General features: G+C 44.0%; 11 protein-coding genes. 3 read left to right on the top strand and 8 right to left on the bottom strand.

The annotated features are described in order from the left end of the window. Positions 1–45 precede the first annotated feature (45 nt). The 8 genes from mutS to H6571_00155 form a co-directional block, all read right to left on the bottom strand. Entirely contained in the window at positions 46–2,715 is a 2,670-nt protein-coding gene (mutS, locus tag H6571_00190; protein ID MCB9322134.1) for a DNA mismatch repair protein MutS, read from the bottom strand. Between the two features lie 30 nt (positions 2,716–2,745). Continuing rightward, entirely contained in the window at positions 2,746–4,413 is a 1,668-nt protein-coding gene (locus H6571_00185) for an aryl-sulfate sulfotransferase (protein MCB9322133.1), read from the bottom strand. A 178-nt stretch (positions 4,414–4,591) separates the two neighbouring features. Continuing rightward, positions 4,592–5,404, bottom strand: coding sequence for a hypothetical protein (locus H6571_00180; GenBank protein MCB9322132.1), 813 nt, complete (start codon positions 5,402–5,404; stop codon positions 4,592–4,594). 6 nt (positions 5,405–5,410) lie between these two features. Further along, positions 5,411–6,118 carry a hypothetical protein gene (locus H6571_00175; protein ID MCB9322131.1) on the bottom strand — a complete coding sequence of 236 codons (708 nt, stop codon included), beginning with the start codon at positions 6,116–6,118 and terminating at the stop codon, positions 5,411–5,413. Between the two features lie 59 nt (positions 6,119–6,177). Beyond that, positions 6,178–7,557 (bottom strand): SusD/RagB family nutrient-binding outer membrane lipoprotein, encoded by a 1,380-nt coding sequence (locus H6571_00170; GenBank protein MCB9322130.1) that lies wholly within the window; start codon positions 7,555–7,557, stop codon positions 6,178–6,180. 22 nt (positions 7,558–7,579) lie between these two features. After that, positions 7,580–10,762 carry a SusC/RagA family TonB-linked outer membrane protein gene (locus tag H6571_00165; protein ID MCB9322129.1) on the bottom strand — a complete coding sequence of 1,061 codons (3,183 nt, stop codon included), beginning with the start codon at positions 10,760–10,762 and terminating at the stop codon, positions 7,580–7,582. Positions 10,763–11,007: 245 nt separating this feature from the next. Next, positions 11,008–11,424 carry a DUF4296 domain-containing protein gene (locus tag H6571_00160; GenBank protein ID MCB9322128.1) on the bottom strand — a complete coding sequence of 139 codons (417 nt, stop codon included), beginning with the start codon at positions 11,422–11,424 and terminating at the stop codon, positions 11,008–11,010. A gap of 15 nt (positions 11,425–11,439) precedes the next feature. Continuing rightward, positions 11,440–11,937: a histidine phosphatase family protein gene (locus H6571_00155; protein ID MCB9322127.1), complete on the bottom strand. Its 498-nt coding sequence runs from the start codon at positions 11,935–11,937 to the stop codon at positions 11,440–11,442. Positions 11,938–12,081: 144 nt separating this feature from the next. Here H6571_00155 and H6571_00150 point away from each other — a divergent pair, with 144 nt between their 5' ends. The 3 genes from H6571_00150 to H6571_00140 all read left to right on the top strand — a co-directional run bounded on the left by H6571_00150 (position 12,082) and on the right by H6571_00140 (position 17,497). After that, a complete protein-coding gene (locus H6571_00150; GenBank protein MCB9322126.1) occupies positions 12,082–12,873 on the top strand; it encodes an SDR family oxidoreductase in 792 nt (263 codons plus the stop codon). Between the two features lie 299 nt (positions 12,874–13,172). Next, on the top strand, positions 13,173–13,637 hold the full coding sequence (locus H6571_00145; protein ID MCB9322125.1) for a hypothetical protein: 465 nt from the start codon (positions 13,173–13,175) through the stop codon (positions 13,635–13,637). Between the two features lie 194 nt (positions 13,638–13,831). Continuing rightward, positions 13,832–17,497, top strand: a complete 3,666-nt coding sequence (locus H6571_00140; protein ID MCB9322124.1) for an efflux RND transporter permease subunit — start codon at positions 13,832–13,834, stop codon at positions 17,495–17,497. Positions 17,498–17,656: the final 159 nt, after the last annotated feature.

The following is a 17,656-nucleotide window of genomic DNA, read 5'->3' as shown; positions in this document are numbered from 1 at the left end:
TTTTAAAAGAAAGACCTTATGCAAAAGCGCATAAGGTCTTTTTTTTTATTTTTCTTCCAGCAGTTTTTTCAATTCATTCAGTTTCATCATGCACTCAATGGGCGTCATGGAATTGATATCCAGGTCGATCAGGGATTCTTTGAGTTGACCGGCCACGGGATCCACGGTTTCGAATATGCTTAATTGGTAGGCATCGGTGGAAATGTTTTTTGTCTGCGGTTTATCGGCAAATACTTCTCCCGCCGCTGAATCGCCGTTCTCTTCACCAATCGACTTTTTCTCCAACTGGGACAAAATATGGGCAGCCCTTTCCACGACTGCGCGAGGCATTCCCGCCATTTTGGCCACATGAATCCCAAAACTATGGGCACTTCCCCCCTCTTTCAATTTTCTCAGGAAAATCACTTGCTGCCCCACTTCCTTAACAGCTACGTTAAAGTTCCTGATCCGTGGAAATTTATTGGCCAGTTCATTCAGCTCATGGTAATGGGTTGCAAACAAGGTTTTGGGCCGGCTCCTCCCGTTCCCGTGTAAATATTCTGCAATAGACCAGGCGATGGAAATTCCGTCATAAGTGCTGGTTCCGCGTCCGATTTCATCGAGCAGGATAAGGCTCCGGTCGGAGACATTATTCATAATGCTTGCCGTCTCATTCATTTCCACCATGAAAGTGGATTCCCCGGAAGAGATGTTGTCCGAAGCCCCCACCCTGGTAAATACTTTATCCACCACCCCCAATTGGGCACTGGCTGCCGGGACGAAAGATCCCATCTGGGCCATCAGGCATATTAGGGCGGTTTGTCTTAACAGGGCAGACTTTCCCGACATATTCGGGCCGGTGATCATGAGAATCTGTTGGGTTTCGCTATCGAGATATACATCGTTGGGGACATAACTTTCCCCCAGGGCAAGCTGCTGTTCAATGACCGGATGTCTTCCGTCCTTGATATCGATCACTAAAGAATCATTGATTTCAGGCCGGCAATAATTATTTTTCAGCGCTATTTTCGAAAAGGCAAGCAAACAATCGAGGCGGGCCACCAGGTTGGCATTATGCTGAACGGCCTGAGTATAGTCGGATAAGGCAAGAACGAGCTGCTCGTAAATCTGATCCTCCAGCGCCAGGATTTTTTCTTCAGCGCCCAAAATTTTGCTTTCCAATACTTTGAGTTCTTCAGTAATGTACCTTTCGGCATTGGTCAACGTCTGTTTACGGATCCAGTCCGCGGGAGCATCGTTTTTAAATTTGTTGGTCACTTCCAGGTAGTACCCAAACACATTGTTGAATCCGATTTTCAAATTGGTGATCCCCGACCTTTCCATCTCTTTTTCCAGGATACCTTTGAGTAAGGTTTTGCTGTTGTTGATCGTATTCCGGAGATCGTCCAAATCCGGATGTACGCCGTCGGCAATGACTCCTCCTTTATTGATATTGACCGGCGGTTCCTCCACGATTTGCTTTTCAATCATTTCACAAAGCGTGGAGCATGGATTGAGTAAATCACCGATTTTATTGAGGTTATCATTTCCGGTTTCCTGCAAAATGGCTTTGATGTCCGGAATGGTCAGCATGGCCCTTTTGAGCTGAACCACTTCACGCGGATTAATTTTTGCCAGGGATACTTTTGAAATCAATCTTTCAATATCTCCCACCTGGCAAATCTCGCGATCGAGGTCACGGCTGAGCTGGGGCTGGCTCAAAAAACAGTCTACCATATCCAGCCTCATTTCAATTTGCTGGGGCGACTTCAGGGGCAGAACGATCCACTTTTTTAACAAGCGGGCTCCCATGGGAGACACGGTTTTGTCCATGACCTTTAGCAGGGGTACTCCCGTTTCATGGGGAGAATGGATCAGTTCAAGATTTCTAATGGTAAAGCGGTCGAGCCAGACGTAGTTATCCGGCTGTATCCTGCTGATGGATGAAATATGGCGCAGGTTTTTATTTTCGGTGGTGGCCAGGTAATGCAAGGTAGCCCCGGCGGCCATCTGGGCCAGTTCCATTTCTTCCACGCCAAACCCTTTGAGATTTTGAACCTCAAATTGTTCCAGCAATTTTTCCCGGGTATAATCAGGGGTGAATACCCATTCATCCAGAGTGAAGGTGTAAAATTTATCCCCGAATCTTTTTTCAAAAACGGCCTTTTTGTCTTTGGAAAAAATCACCTCAGAGGGATTAAAACTCTGCAGCAGTTTATCCATATAAGCCAGGCTCCCTTCACAAACGAGGAACTCTCCTGTGGAAATATCTAAGAACGACAGCCCAGCTTCCTCTCTTTTTCCAAAACAAACGGCGGCCAGGTAGTTATTGCTTTTGTGGTCCAGCAGCTTATCATCAATGGCCAATCCGGGAGTGACAATTTCCGTCACCCCGCGTTTTACGATCTTTTTTTCTTTTGAAGGTTTTTCCAGTTGTTCACAAATGGCCACCCGGAATCCCGATCGCACGAGACGGGGCAAATAGAGATCCAGCGAATGGTAAGGAAATCCTGCCAGGGCAATGTCGCTCCCGCCATTGTTTCTGCTCGTCAGAACGATCCCCAATACCTGGGAGGCCGTTACCGCGTCATCGGCAAAAGTCTCATAGAAATCTCCTACCCGAAACAATAGTATAGCGTCCGGGTATTTGGCTTTCACCTTAAAATACTGCTTCATCAACGGGGTAACTTTCCCGCCTTCCTTTATTTTTGTTTCTATCTTTTTTGCCAAAGCCATCAGATTTATGAACGGTAAAATAACGGATTTTTAATTAATGACCAGCAATTTTTGAAAAGTAAATCCATCCATCCTGATAAAAAAAATACCGGGTTCCCAATTAGAAACATCTAAATCAATCCGGTGATCATTCATTTCAAAATAGAGTTGTCTTCTCCCCAATAAATCAATTATTTCTATTAACCTGCTGCCGGGATTGTCTATTTCCAAAGTCACTATGCCGGAGGCGGGGTTCGGAAATACCTTAAAAGTATTAGTATTACCTGCAACTTCATCAACAGGAAGGATCATATCACAAAAAGTGGTATCCGGATCCAGTTCAATATATCCAATGGGGGTAAGATCCCGGCCTTCGAAAGCAGCATAGGATGTCGGGTAACGTTTGATACGAAATGTAATATTGCCAGAAATGGTCGTATCCCCCTGTGTAACAGGTTGCCCTCCCATAAGTGGCGTTTTATATTCCCAAACGATGTCATTTTGTGGGGTCAGTTCTACACTATAACCATTGGCCCCGGAACATATTAGCAGGTTGTCATTAGGCAATAACTGAACACTTGACAACCCTCCCGAGTGAATTTTCGTAGGTTGAGGGTGCATGACGGTAAGCTCAAAATCCTCAGGACCCCACTGGCTTCCGTTCCACAAATAAGCCCAACTATCCCAACCAAACCCAGGGTTAATAATGTTGGCTGTCGAATAACTTGGGTTTACCCTGTTGTTAAAAACGGCAAGTTTACCATAATGTGGATGATCAAAATCTACAAATTCATCAATCCAATGAATGTCATGTTGAAAAAATAGCTTTTGATCCGCAGCATTTCCCATTCTATAGGCAGCAGGATTGCCCCACCTGAAAATCAGGTCTCCTCCTTTACCGCTAAGCCCACCGGTATGGCCAGCAGCTTCCGAAACGGACGTGCTGTGGTCAATGATCCAAATTTCATCAAAGAACGGCACAGAAACTACGATCTGGTCCAGTTCGGGGTTGTAGTCAATTGCGTTAGTATGCAGCCAGTCTGCGATTCCGTCAGGATTTGAGGTCCAGTTAAGGTCTATCAATTCAGGATGATCCCCGACGCTGCCAAAATTATCTTTTCCTGCGTCGTAATCCTGGATCAGGTGATCCCAGACATGCCATTCCCATACGATCTCATCCGTGTTTGGATCTACCTCCAGTATATAATCCGGCCACAATTTATTGTTGATAAGCAAAGCTGTATCCCTGCCTGCCTGAATGGCTTCTGCTTTTGATTTGTACTCCCAGGAAATCATTAAAATATGGCCATTTGGCATGGGTTGGATATCGTGGTGCAACCTGGCGGTTGAATCGTTTTGCTCAAAGCTCCATAATACAGTATTATCCCAATCCACTATTTCCACAATCCCTCCTTTTCCCCCAGCTCCGATAGATTCATTTTCTGAGACCAATGGGTGTTTGCATTTAACCAGATTCCCATTTTCTAACAGGTACACTGAATTTCCCGGGCGAAATTGTGGATCATCCTCCCATACATGAACGATCTCACCACAATTATTCAATAAATAAACATTAGGTTGATTATGGGGAAAAATTAGATTATATCCTTCAAATGCTTTTGATGGATTATAGGAAAGCAATCCCACTGTATTTTGAGCCGGTAAATTTATAGAAAGGACAAAATAAAATATGGTTGAGATAAAAATGATTCTTAACATATTGGAGCGTTTATTTGTGCATTGAAAAATCAATAATAGGGAATAGACTTAACAATTCATTGGTATTCAAAGATAAATAATGTCACCTTATTACCTAAGGCAAAAAAATAGCCCTTCTCGTATGAGAAGAGCCATTTCCATTTATTATCTAGGGGAAACCCCCTTATTCGCAATAGAATTAAAGCGGTGTATAAACGCAAACACCACTTTCCCCATAACCTTCACACAACCAGCTAATGGTAATAACCCCGGTAGCAGGATCAACGCTGTTGACACCGCCTTCGGTAGCAACTACAGGTCCCCATGGATCAGTCTGACCTTCCCAGGAAATTTCATTACACACATCTTTGAATTCAACGACAAAATCAGTCGTACCATAAGCATCAACATACGGTCCTGCGCTGTAAAGCCCTCCTGAGAAATCATTAACGGTATAAACTCCGGCAGCAACTTCTACGATTTCCACATTCATTGTATTGGTCTGGTAATCAGGTAAAAAGTCATGCTGAGAATAGGTAGCAGTAACAGAGTACATTCCTGCCAAATCGGATACACAACTCATATCGATTGAAAGTGATCCAGATTTATATGTACCGGAAGCTGTTGTGGCATAAAAGGTCAAAACTATTTTATCCCCGGCCTGAAGATCCGCAGGGACAACACCGGTTCCAGCAAGTGCGTCATTAAAGGTAACCGCCACAGTTGCAGGAAATGATGACAGTGTAGCATGATCTTTTTCCGCCCCACCATTAACACTTTTGGTGATTTTAAGGGAAGAAACCGCTTCCCCTTTTGTAGCCAAATCAAATGCAATACTTGATGCTGAAGGGTTGGCCAGATCAAAGAATCCATTCACAATATTGGATACAATAGCCACCGCCCCTTTGGGGTCGTTGGACGCAAAATGGTTTACATCTTCATCCTTAGTACAGGAAGAAATCAACATTCCTGTGAATAAGGCGAAGCCTGCGATATATAATATTTTTTTCATCTTAAATTAATTTAAATTTTGGTTCATAAAATTAACTAAATCAATCAGGTAGGTTTCACTTTTTATTTTCATTTTTTGTCCTTCCATGTAGACTTTGGCCGCCGCATATTTGTCAAAAAACTTTTCAGCTTTTTTTCTTTTTTGCGGAATTTCCCTAAAATTCCCTTCAGACTCCAAATAGTACACGTTTTTTTTAACGTATTTAGTATTTATATCTCCGGCATCCAACGCAGGTACGTAATTGGGTTTAAGCGCTTTTACATCGTAATAAAGATATAATTTAAAAGCACCGTCCACTTTTTTCTCCAGGATAGTGCGGCCGGATTTCCCTGCAATGGTTCTAAACTCAAATTCGTGGTTCAAAAACCCTGCGTTTTCAGGGAGTACTCCCTTCAGCAGAAACCCGCTGAGATTTTCCGTAGGCACCAGGTAAACACTTCCTTCGAGGTTTACGAGTAGCTCCTGGCTTTGAATATTGTACTTAAGGAAGTATGCCCTTTGGGAAAAACTTCCGTCATCAAATACAAACTGCCCGGTCATCCATTCCTCGTTAAAAAAAGTCTGCCCACTTTCGGACCGCTGCCTAAGATCAAAAGTCGTTACATTTTGGCCGGGATATAAATCATCCAATGCCACCATTTTACTATCGGTAGGCTGAGCAAATAATGCCATTGGAATAAAAACACAGAAAGACAAAAAATATTTTCTTATCATGAAAAGTGAAAAATACCGGAAAGAAGGTTGAATCAACCTTCTTTCCGATGATTGTTTAATTATTGAAAAGCCCAAACAGGAACATCCAGTAAGGCGCCATTTTGAGCGGCCTGTGCTGCCTGGAGGTTTACCAGGTTGGTTTGCTGCTCATTCACTACATAAGGGAAACGTTTTGGCACTCCTCCTGATGGATTAAAACCATTGGCTCCCAGTGGGTGTGGTGTGATGGCAGGATACCCCGTTCTCCTGAAGTTAGACCAGGTTTCACTAAAGTTGTATCCATAATATCCTTTATAAGCTTCTTCCATGATACGTTGAATGACTTGCTCATCGGACAATCCTGACAGGTCACTCTTTTCAGCCACATAAGCATCATAATCAGTAACTTCTGATTGAACCATACTTGCTGTAATGGCCTGCGCCAAGGCAGTGCTGGCATCTGCTCCCGTACGAGCTAAAGCTTCTGCTTCAAGGAATTTGACTTCCACGTAAGAGATCAATGGAATTACGGCATTGTCCCTGGCGTAAACCAACGCTGGATTTCCAGTATTGAAATAGAACCAGGTCGTACCATCAGTGAACATATAAGCGTCTTGTCTTGGATCGCCGTCCATCAGGTCAGCAAAAAACTGACCAATGATCAATGTACTTGGTCTTTCTGCACCAAATTTAGCCAGTGAGTAATTATTCGTTTGAGCAGTTCCAAATTCGAAATTCGGCTGCTCATCCAAAGATTTGAAGGCGACACCCAAAGAGTTCAACACTCCGGCGGGAGCATTGCCTTCTCTTTTTAAGAGGTGCATTTGATAACGGGCCTTAAACGCATACGCAGTCTTGATCCATGCATCGGCATCACCGCCAAAGATCAAATCCCCTCCACCGTACCCGGTGCCTGAATTAAGATCACTGATGGCGTCGTCCAACATAGCCTGAACGCCTTTGTACACATCTTGCTGAGCATCATAAGAAGGCTTCAGGTTGTCGGTACCTTTCAAGGCTTCGGAAAACGGAATGTCTCCAAAGAAAGATGTCGCAAGACCATATTCACTGGCCATGACTACCTTGGCTACTCCGGAGTAAAAGGTTGCTCCTTCAGTTTCCGCCTTATCGATCAATACCTGGCAACTTCTCAAAACGCCTGAATACAATCCTGAAACCCAGTAGTTGTTAAAGGCATCAGATCCAAAAGTATATTGTGTGTATTGAACCTGCTGTGCATCAAATCCTTCGAATTGCTGCATGACGATTCCCGCAGCCCTTCCCGGTGTGGCTCCTTTATTGTAAGCCGCCTGGGAAAGGATTTCAGGCAATATGAGGTTCATCCCAACATCGCTGAGCTGGGTCGGGTCGATATTGACCTCTTCGAATGTTTCCTGTGAGCAGGACGGCATCAGGAAAGCAGCGATTATTATGAGTGAAAAATATTTTAATAATTTCATTTTAGCTACTGTTTTGTTTTAATTAAAAGGTTAACTTAACCGTGGCTGAATAACTCTTCGTATTTGGCATATTGAAATAATCCAAACCAAATCCATTGGAAGAACCGGTGAGGTTCGTTTCAGGATCAATGCCCGGATAATCAGTATTTAACCAAAGGTTTCTTCCGGTAAGGGTAATGTCCACGCCTCCGAGGAAAGTACCGGAGAGCAATGATTTAGGAAGAGAATAACCCAAAGTCAGCTCTCTTAGACGGATCCATGAGGTATCATAAATTTCCATTTCAGAGTAACCAAATCCGTATCTTACTCTGTAGTAGCTGCCAAGACCTGTTGCCGGGTTTGCCAAAGGCACCGCTGTATTGTTTTGTTCGTAAACAGGATTTTCTGAAGTACCTGTATTCACCACACCGTCAAACACCACTACATCATCTCTTTCGTCAGCAGACTGCTTGGTGGTTCCGAAATAATTCATAATACCACAAGTACCGCACCACATGTCTCCGCCCTGGCGGAAGTCAAACAAGGCAGAAAGGGTAACTCCTTTAAAGTTAAAGCTGTTACGAACGCCCATCGTCCAGTCCGGGTTAGGATCACCGAGGATCACTTTATCCGGGCTTGCCACTGGCCATCCATTGGAACCGATAATCAAAGTACCGTCGTCTGTTCTTTGGAAACCATCTCCCCAGATCGCACCGTATGGCTGACCAGGAATAACCACTGACTGTGTAGAAGTAAATCCTGCTAAGCCAATGTTGTCAACACCTTCGGCCAATTCTTCCACAAAGTTTTCGATCTTGGTAAAGTTAGCCTGAATATCCCAGCTAAAATTATTGGTTTTGACGGGTGTCAGATCCAAAACGATCTCCCATCCTTTGTTGCTGATTCTTCCCGCATTTTGCACTACATCGGTAAATCCGGTAGAAGCAGGCAGCTGAACAGAGATGATCTGATCAACAGATTCTGAGTTAAAGTAGGTAACATCCAATCCAAGTTTACCTTTGAGGAACTTGAACTCACCACCTACTTCCCAGGTGGTTGTTTTTTCAGGAACGATTTTATCGTTACCTAATACCTGATCTCTTTCAAAAGCGTTCGTTCCAAAAGCAGGGAAACTTACGCCTGTAATAAATCCATCACCAGCGCTGCTCGCCTGGTAAAAATAGCTGGTCGTTGCATATCTTGGTGCGTCGTTACCTACCACACCGTAAGAAGCTCTCAGCTTAGCATAAGAAATCACTGGATTTACCGGTAATTTCAATGCTTCAGAAAGCGCAAAACCTAAACTGGCAGAATAAGACTGGAAGGTATTATTATCCACCGGCAAGGTAGAAGACCAGTCATTTCTCGCAGTAAGGTTAAGGAAAAGATAATCTGCATAGTTGAAGTCAAAAGTACCATAAACACCAAAAAGCTTTTTGCGTGATACGCTTTCATAAGCCGTAACATCTGTAGCATTACTGATATGGTAGAAATTAGGAGCGGATAGCGTAGATCCTGCAGCTCCCTGAGCATAATAGTCATTTCTATAAGCATTACCTCCAACCGTAGCCGCAAAGCCAAAGGTTTCGGAAATGTCTTTTCTCATGGACAACAATAAATCCTGATTCAAATCTGTATTGGAGATGAAGTCCTGGGAAACACTTCCCACGCTACGGCCTGGGTTGATATCCAGGGCACCGTTCCTTCTGTCTGAATAATGGTCAATACCCAGTTTGTAATTAAGGCTCAACCAATCGGTAAAGTCATATCCAAGCCCTGTGTAACCGATGATACGGTTGACATTATCGGTGGATGGGTTTTTGTTGACCACCCAGTAAGGGCTGTCATAGATCCCTGCACGGTATGAACGCTGACGGCCATCGGCCAACTCGTAAGTGGCCGGATCGTCGGCTGCTTCCTGTCCGGTTTTACCGTTACCAATATCAAAGGTTGGCGTATTTCTCATCAATCCAAGGGTTACTCCCTGTACGTTTGATCCTCTTTGAACCCTGAATCCTCCGGAGTTGATGTAATTGGCAGACATGGAAACTCTCAGCTTATCCGTTAGGTTAGCATCCGCTTTAACCCGGAAAGAAGTTCTGGCAAAAGTCGCATTAGGAGCAATACCTTTGCTTTCCAGTTTTCCGCCAGAAATGAAATAACGTACGGCATCCGTTCCTCCTGCCACAGAAGCATTGAGGTCATAAGTATTACCATTCACAAAGAAAGTATAAGGATCGTAAGCCTTGGCAGGTACTCCGTTTCCGGTTCCTTTAGCAACCAAACGACCATTCTTGTCATATTCATAATCTGATCCGTCGAACTCGAGGTCTGCAATGGCAGGACCCCAGCTGAATCCTTCCCCTGTGTGAGGACCTCTCCAGGTGGGTACTCCGCCTACAGGTTGTCCCTGGGCATAGGCAGTCTGGCGCTCAGGTAATTTATTTACCTGGTCCATACTGTAACGGGCGGTAATGTTCACCACTGGTTTTCCTTTTTTTCCGGCTTTGGTGGTAATAACGATGGCACCATTTGCCGCACGTACCCCATACAATGCCGTAGCAGATGGGCCTTTCAATACGGTAATGGAAGCAATGTCATTGGGGTTGATGTCGATCGCCCGGTTGGACTGGTCGATACCGCCTACATCATTTCCGATTTCAGAGTTATCAATAGGCACACCATCCACAACAAACAGCGGGCTGTTGGAGCGTCCGATGGACACGTTACCCCTGATCCTGATGGAAGAGGATGCTCCCGGAGAACCGGAAGAACTGGTAACCGAAACTCCCGCTACTTTACCATTCAAGGCATTGAGCAGGTTTGTTTCTTTAGCGCCTACCACATCATCAGCATTAACATTCTGCACAGAATAACCGATCTGGCGCTTGTTGGCTTCCAAACCAACCGCCGTAACGACAATTTCCTCAAGAAGAGCTCCTTCTGCCAATGTCACATCCATAACATCAGATGCGCCAATGGCCAATTCCTGAGTTTCAAAACCAGTGTAACTGAAAATCAAGGTTTTACCGCCTGCAGGAACATCAAGAGTGTAGTTCCCGTCAAAATCGGTAATGGTACCGGTGGTGGTACCTTTCACGAGAACGCTCGCTCCTATCAAGGATTCGCCTTTCCCGTCGGTAATTTTACCACTGATCGTTCTTTGCGCCAGCATGGAGCCAACGCCAAAGAACACCAGCATCAAAACCAGTGTCAATTTTTTCATACTAATCCAAATTTTGTTTAAATAAGAAAGTCCAAAATATACTATAAATCAAAAATAGCCTAACAATTGTTAAAAAAATTCATCGGAAATTTTGGGATCCTTGTTCATTTGGTCGAAAAAAAGAAGCGTTTTGTCGGATAAACTCTGAGTATTGAACGATTTGCAATTGGGTTCCGCTGCCTTTTTGTTAACAAATTTAACATTAACATCAAATGAAAGCAAATGGTTTAAAATCACCATTATTATCATTCATCTGTTTTTTCTTCATGGATTTTTATTAGATCGGTCGAATCCTTATCCCTTCTTTTAGTCTCTATCCGGGCTTCTATCTCCTTTTCTTCAATTTCCACACGCTCCATCAACTGGCCGTAAATCCTGTTTAAATTTTTCGGACTGTTTCTCAATAACTCCATCATTTTTTGAAAATCAGCCTTGCTTATCTGGTGAATGGTATAAATCTGGTCATAGTAAACATCTGTCATGCTGTCTTTCATCACTTTTCCCAGGGACTGCAGAGCGGCTTCCGCCAAATGCACGTCCAAGAGAATGGAAATGATCTTTTCATCCTCATAAGGCAAAGGGTCCTCTTTTTCCTGTTGACACCCAAAAAATAAAATTCCTGCAGTCATCATTAATAGGATCCACCTGTTCGTTCGTTCCATCAATTTGATATTAACTTATTTAAAATATTGCCCGGGATAATGGAAGGCAACCACTTTTGCTGTACCAGGAGAAAAATCCTTCCAGTTTTTTACGTCAGCTTCCACCTGGACAATGCTGCAGGTAGGCATATTTGCGATCTGTCTTTCGGCATATTTATTGGCCAGACTGGTAAAGGTCGGATTATGCCCAAAAATAAAAACGGTTTCCAGATCAGCCGGCAAACTTTGGATGATATCCACCATGTCGGAAGGAAAAGCATCATAAATACGTTCCTCCTTCCGTATTTCTGTTTCAGGAATACCAAAAGCTTCTGCAAAAAAACAAGCAGTGGAAAAGGCCCGGTTTGCCGGACTGGAAAGCAGAAGATCCGGCTGGGCTCCTGTCTTTTGAAGCAATTTTCCCATAAAAGGTGCATCCCGTAATCCCCGGCTATTCAATGGCCGCTGATGATCGGGTAAAGATGAATTGGCCCAGCTTGATTTGGCATGACGGATGATAAATAGTTTTTTCATTTGTTGAATTTTATCACATTCAAGGTATAAAGGAGTTCGTAAATATATGCACACAATTTCACAAGTTAAATTTTTCCCTTCCAAAACTATCGACTTTGTTTTTTATTGTCGAAATTTGGCCACCTGTTCAATCAATAAAATATTATGAAATTCAAAAACAAGGTCGTCTGGATCACGGGAGCCTCCTCCGGGATAGGGGAACACCTGGCTTATGCATTTGCTCAAAGAGGCTCAAAGCTCGCCCTGACGGCCAGGAATCTGGAGGCTTTGGAAAAGGTAAAAAACAAAATCGGGAAGGATTCAGATGTACTCATCTTTAATATGGATGTCACCAATTTTGATGCAGCACCCGATGCCGCTAAAAAAATTGTGGATCATTTTGGTCGTATTGATATTTTGGTCAACAATGCCGGGATATCCCAACGTGCCCTGGTTAAGGATACCGTACTTGAAGTAGACAAAAGAATAATGGACGTGAACTTCCTCGGAACGGTAGCAATCACCAAAGCCGTATTGCCATATATGCTAAAGCAGCAATCCGGGCAAATCGTGGTACTCAGCAGCCTGATGGGCAAATTCTCCACAGCGCTCAGGTCAGCATATGCCGCCTCAAAACATGCGCTTCATGGTTTTTTCGACGCCTTAAGGATGGAAGTAAGGGACGACAACATCAAAATCACCTTACTTATCCCGGGTTTTGTTCATACCAATGTGAGTGTCAACGCCCTCACCGGCGACGGGAACAAAACCAATAAGATGGATGATGGCCAGGCCGCAGGATTTACCAGACAGGAATTCGCGGAAAAAGCGCTGAAAGCCATTGAGGCCGAAAAACGGGAAGCCGTTATTGCCAAAAAGGAAATCATCGGTGTGTACCTTAAACGTTTTTTCCCTTCCCTGCTGGACAAAATTCTGAGTCGATCCAAAATTACTTGATGCTGCGATATTTTGATATTGCGATTGAGGTGAGGTGACATCTTCGTGTGTTGGCTCTTTAGCAGAGCAAAAGGTGTCATCTCAGCAGTGCGAATGAGGTGACATCTTCGTGTGTTGGCTTTAAAACAGAGCAAATGTCATCTCAGGGGGATTAAGGAAAGTGCAAATTAAAACTAATATACTAAAGGTTTGTTAATATTCCTGAATATAAGGCAATTCACCGTTTATGTCTTATATTTGAAACAACGAAACAACGAAACTATTAACGTTGAATTTTTAATTCATTAATAGCGAATAAATTGGCATTCAGGATTACAAATATTTTTCTTGCTGTACTGATTTTCATCAGCTCCACCGGGTTTGTGATCAATAAGCATTATTGCCAGGGAGAACTTAAGGCAACATCCCTGGTTTTTAAAGCAAAATCATGTCATGAAAGCGCTAAAGAAAATGAAACCCGGGAGACTCATGCCGGAATGCCTGCCAATTGCCCCATGCATCAATCTAAAAATGCTTCCACCTCCTGCGAGGAAAAAAAAGGTTGTTGCAGCAATGAATCTGAATTTGTAAAACTCAACACGGACCAGGAAATAACTTCTTTTGAATTCCAGAAAATTCAAATGCCTGTTTTTGTCACCCTCCTGGTTTTTGGTTATCAAATCATTTACATTGAACCCGAATCCACTCCTGTTCCATACCAAAACTACAAACCTCCCTTAATTGTCTGTGATCTTCCCGTTTCGTTGCAGACCTTTCTCCTATAGGATTTTCTGTTTTTTTGAATTCCTCTCGATGAATACCTCATCGCAGGGGCTTCAACAGTTGTGCTTATTCCAAATGTCCTTTCATTTGAAATATCCCGAAGAATTTGTTGTTTATTCAAAGTTTTTTTATTGCCGAAATCAGGGCGTTTTTTCCAGAATTTCCAGGCAGTTAAAAATCTTTAAAACAGGATTTCATGCTAAATAAAATTATCCGGTTTTTCCTCGAAAACACACTGGTAACCTGGTTACTACTGGGCGTTTTTCTCTGTTGGGGAATCGTTACGGCACCCTTTGATTTTGGCGTAAACTGGCTGCCCCGTGACCCCGTTTCTGTAGATGCCATTCCTGATATAGGCGAAAATCAGCAAATCGTTTTCACTAAATGGATGGGGCGTTCCCCCCAGGATGTGGAAGACCAGATCAGCTATCCTCTAACCACATCCTTATTGGGTATTCCCGGAGTTAAAAGCATCCGCAGCAATTCCATGTTTGGCTTTTCCAGTATTTACATCATTTTTAAGGAAGATATTGACTTTTATTGGAGTCGCAGCCGGATTCTTGAAAAGCTCAACTCTCTTCCTGCAAACACCCTTCCCCCCGAAGTTCAGCCTACACTTGGCCCTGATGCAACCGCCCTTGGACAAATTTACTGGTACACCCTGGAAGGAAGAGATTCAGAAGGCAACCCCACCGGGGGCTGGGATCCGGAAGAACTCCGATCGATCCAGGACTTTTATGTCCGTTACGGGCTTTCCTCGGCAGACGGTGTTGCTGAAGTGGCCTCCATTGGCGGGTATGTACAAGAATACCAGATCGACGTGGATCCTGATGCTATGAAAGCCCATAACATCAACCTCGAACAGGTCATGGCTGCCGTAAAAAACAGTAATCTCGACATCGGAGCACAAACCCTTGAGATCAATATGGTGGAATATTTTGTCAGGGGGCTGGGATACATTAAATCCGTCGAGGATATTGAAGAAAGCGTGGTTACAGTTAACAATAATGTTCCCATAAAAATCAAAGATATTGCGCGGGTAAACCTCGGACCTGAAACAAGGCGGGGGGCATTGGACAAATCAGGAGCGGAGGCCACCGGGGGTGTCGTGGTCGCTCGGTATGGTTCCAACCCAATGCAAGTTATTAAAAACGTAAAAGCCAAGATCAGGGAGATCGAACCGGGATTGCCTCAAAAAACGCTCGCAGACGGGACCGTTTCCCAGATTAAAATCATTCCCTTTTACGACCGGACCCTTTTAATCAAGGAAACCCTGGGCACCCTGCGGGAAGCACTTACCCTTGAAATTCTGATTACCATTATTGTGGTTGTTTTAATGTTATTGAATTTGAAGTCTTCCCTCCTGGTTTCAGGAACTTTGCCGCTTGCCGTTTTAATGGTTTTCATTGCGATGCGTTACTTTGGAGTGGATGCCAATATTGTTGCGCTTTCCGGTATTGCCATCGCTATCGGTACTATGGTGGATATGGGCATTGTCCTGACAGAGAGCATGATTATTCGTATAAAGGAAGCTCCGCCTGACGAAAGTCTGATGACTTCCATTTACGAAGCAACTACAGAAGTAGCCTCGGCGGTTATTACGGCCGTTGCGACCACCATCGTAAGCTTCATTCCTGTTTTCGCCATGGAAGCGGCAGAAGGGAAAATGTTCCGGCCACTCGCCTTTACCAAAACTTTTGCGCTTACGGCCTCTATTATTGTAGCCATAACCATTCTCCCTACGCTGGCTCATGGGCTGTTTTCAATCAAATCAAAAAAAGAATGGCCCCGGTATGTTGCCAACATTTTACTGATCGCCGGGGGGGTATGGCTGGCGGTATCCTTTAATTTCAGCCTTGGTTTACTGGCCATTTTTGTTGGCGTTATGGAAGGATTTACCGTTGCTTTGAAAAAGATTACTTCTGACAAGGTCACCGGGTCATTTAATATCATTAAAAATATTCTGTACGGAGGTATGATCGCTTTTTTACTGGCCCGGGAATGGATGCCATTAGGCGTAAACCAGAGTATTTTGACCAACTTTATTTTTGTGGCCGGAACCACAGGTTTACTGCTTGGGTTTTTCTATATCATTATTTTTTATTACGAAAACATTTTAAGGTTTCTGCTCCGGATCAAATGGCTCTTTTTGTGCATACCGGTTCTCCTCGTTTACATCGGTTTTAATATTATGCAAAAAACGGGGCAGGAATTTATGCCATCATTAGATGAGGGCTCCTTCCTGCTAATGCCCACTGCCATGCCACATTCCGGCATGCAGGAGAATCTCAAAAATGTACGTCTGCTGGATATGGCTGTCACGGCTATTCCGGAAGTAGAATCGGTGGTTGGAAAGCTGGGAAGAGTCGAAAGCCCCCTGGATCCTGCTCCCATTTCCATGTATGAAAACATTATTTCCTATAAATCTGAGTACAAAACCGATGCGGATGGTCACCGGCTGCGATTTAAAGTGGACGAAAACGATGCTTTCGTTAGGGATTCAAATAATGAATTAATTCCTGACGACCGGGGGCAGTATTTCAGGCAATGGAGAGACCACATCAAAAGTCCGGATGATATTTGGAATGAAATTGTAAAAGTAACCCGACTGCCGGGAGTAACTTCTGCCCCAAAATTACAGCCTATTGAAACCCGACTGGTGATGCTGCAAACCGGAATGCGGGCCCCGATGGGCATCAAGGTTTATGGTTCGGATTTGAAAACCATTGAAGATTTTGGCGTTCAGCTTGAAAAATACCTGAAGGACGTAGAAGGCGTTAAGGATGTAGCCGTTTTCGCTGACAGGATCGTTGGTAAACCTTATATCGAACTGGAAATAGACCGGAATGCAATCAGCAGACACGGCCTGACAGTCAACCAGGTACAACAATACATCCAGGCCGCTGTAGGAGGCATGAAAATGACGGAAACAGTGGAAGGCAGAGAACGCTATCCGGTCAGGATTCGGTATCCGAGGGAACTTAGAAACGATCCCGATGCCATCAATAAAATTCTTTTGCCTTCAAAATCCGGTGGACAAATACCACTCGGAGCCCTGGTCAAAACCAATTTTGTGCAAGGGCCACAATCCATTAAAAGTGAGGACGGTTTTTTGGTAGGTTATGTTCTCTTTGACAAAGAGTCCGGGTATTCTGAAGGGGAGGTTGTCAATAAAGCCCAGGATTATTTCAAGGAAAAAATCCAATCCCGTACATTGGTGGTACCTCCCGGAATCAGCTACAAATTCGCCGGAAACTTTGAGCAGCAGGAAAGGGCGAGTAAACGCCTGAGCATTGTGGTGCCAATAGCTTTAATGCTCATCTTTTTGATCCTGTATTTTGAATTCAAATCAGTGCTGGTCACCTCGATGGTGTTTTCGGGTGTTTTTGTCGCCTTTGCCGGTGGTTTTATTATGATATGGCTTTACGGACAACCCTGGTTCCTCGACTTCAGTGTGATGGGAACCAATATGAGGGATCTGTTTGGAGTCCATAAATTAAACCTGAGCGTTGCCGTCTGGGTAGGTTTCCTGGCTCTTTTCGGCATCGCCACCGATGACGGGGTGCTGGTGGCCACTTTCCTCCGGGATAGTTTCAAAAGAAATAAACCTGATTCTGTAGAAGGCATCAGGGAAGCTGTAATCGAAGGCGGGAAAAGAAGGGTGCGCCCGGCCATGATGACTTCAGCGACCACGATACTTGCCTTGCTACCGGTTCTGACGTCCTCCGGCCGCGGGTCGGATATTATGATCCCAATGGCGATTCCGTCTTTTGGAGGCATGGTACTGGCAGTGATTACAATGTTTGTGGTACCGGTCCTGTATTCGTTGTGGCAGGAGATAAAGTTTAAGTTTGAAAATTAATGGAATGCGGATTAGATAGATGGGATAGATGGGATAGATGGAGATAGATGGAGATAGATGGGATAGATGGGATAGATGGAGATAGATGGAGATAGATGGGGATAGATGGAGATAGATGGAGATAGATGGGGATAGATGGAGATAGATGGGGATAGATGG

Source organism: Lewinellaceae bacterium (assembly GCA_020636105.1).
Taxonomy (GTDB): Bacteria; Bacteroidota; Bacteroidia; order Chitinophagales; family Saprospiraceae; genus BCD1.
The sequence above is the reverse complement of the archived record's forward strand: the minus strand, read 5'-3'. Positions and strand labels throughout refer to the sequence as shown.

Bases quoted from the DNA above. Each gene is read 5' to 3' on its own strand.
- mutS (MCB9322134.1), bottom strand. From the start codon at position 2,715: ATGGCTTTGGCAAAAAAGATAGAAACAAAAATAAAGGAAGGCGGGAAA.
- H6571_00185 (MCB9322133.1), bottom strand. From the start codon at position 4,413: ATGTTAAGAATCATTTTTATCTCAACCATATTTTATTTTGTCCTTTCT.
- H6571_00180 (MCB9322132.1), bottom strand. From the start codon at position 5,404: ATGAAAAAAATATTATATATCGCAGGCTTCGCCTTATTCACAGGAATG.
- H6571_00175 (MCB9322131.1), bottom strand. From the start codon at position 6,118: ATGATAAGAAAATATTTTTTGTCTTTCTGTGTTTTTATTCCAATGGCA.
- H6571_00170 (MCB9322130.1), bottom strand. From the start codon at position 7,557: ATGAAATTATTAAAATATTTTTCACTCATAATAATCGCTGCTTTCCTG.
- H6571_00165 (MCB9322129.1), bottom strand. From the start codon at position 10,762: ATGAAAAAATTGACACTGGTTTTGATGCTGGTGTTCTTTGGCGTTGGC.
- H6571_00160 (MCB9322128.1), bottom strand. From the start codon at position 11,424: ATGGAACGAACGAACAGGTGGATCCTATTAATGATGACTGCAGGAATT.
- H6571_00155 (MCB9322127.1), bottom strand. From the start codon at position 11,937: ATGAAAAAACTATTTATCATCCGTCATGCCAAATCAAGCTGGGCCAAT.
- H6571_00150 (MCB9322126.1), top strand. From the start codon at position 12,082: ATGAAATTCAAAAACAAGGTCGTCTGGATCACGGGAGCCTCCTCCGGG.
- H6571_00140 (MCB9322124.1), top strand. From the start codon at position 13,832: ATGCTAAATAAAATTATCCGGTTTTTCCTCGAAAACACACTGGTAACC.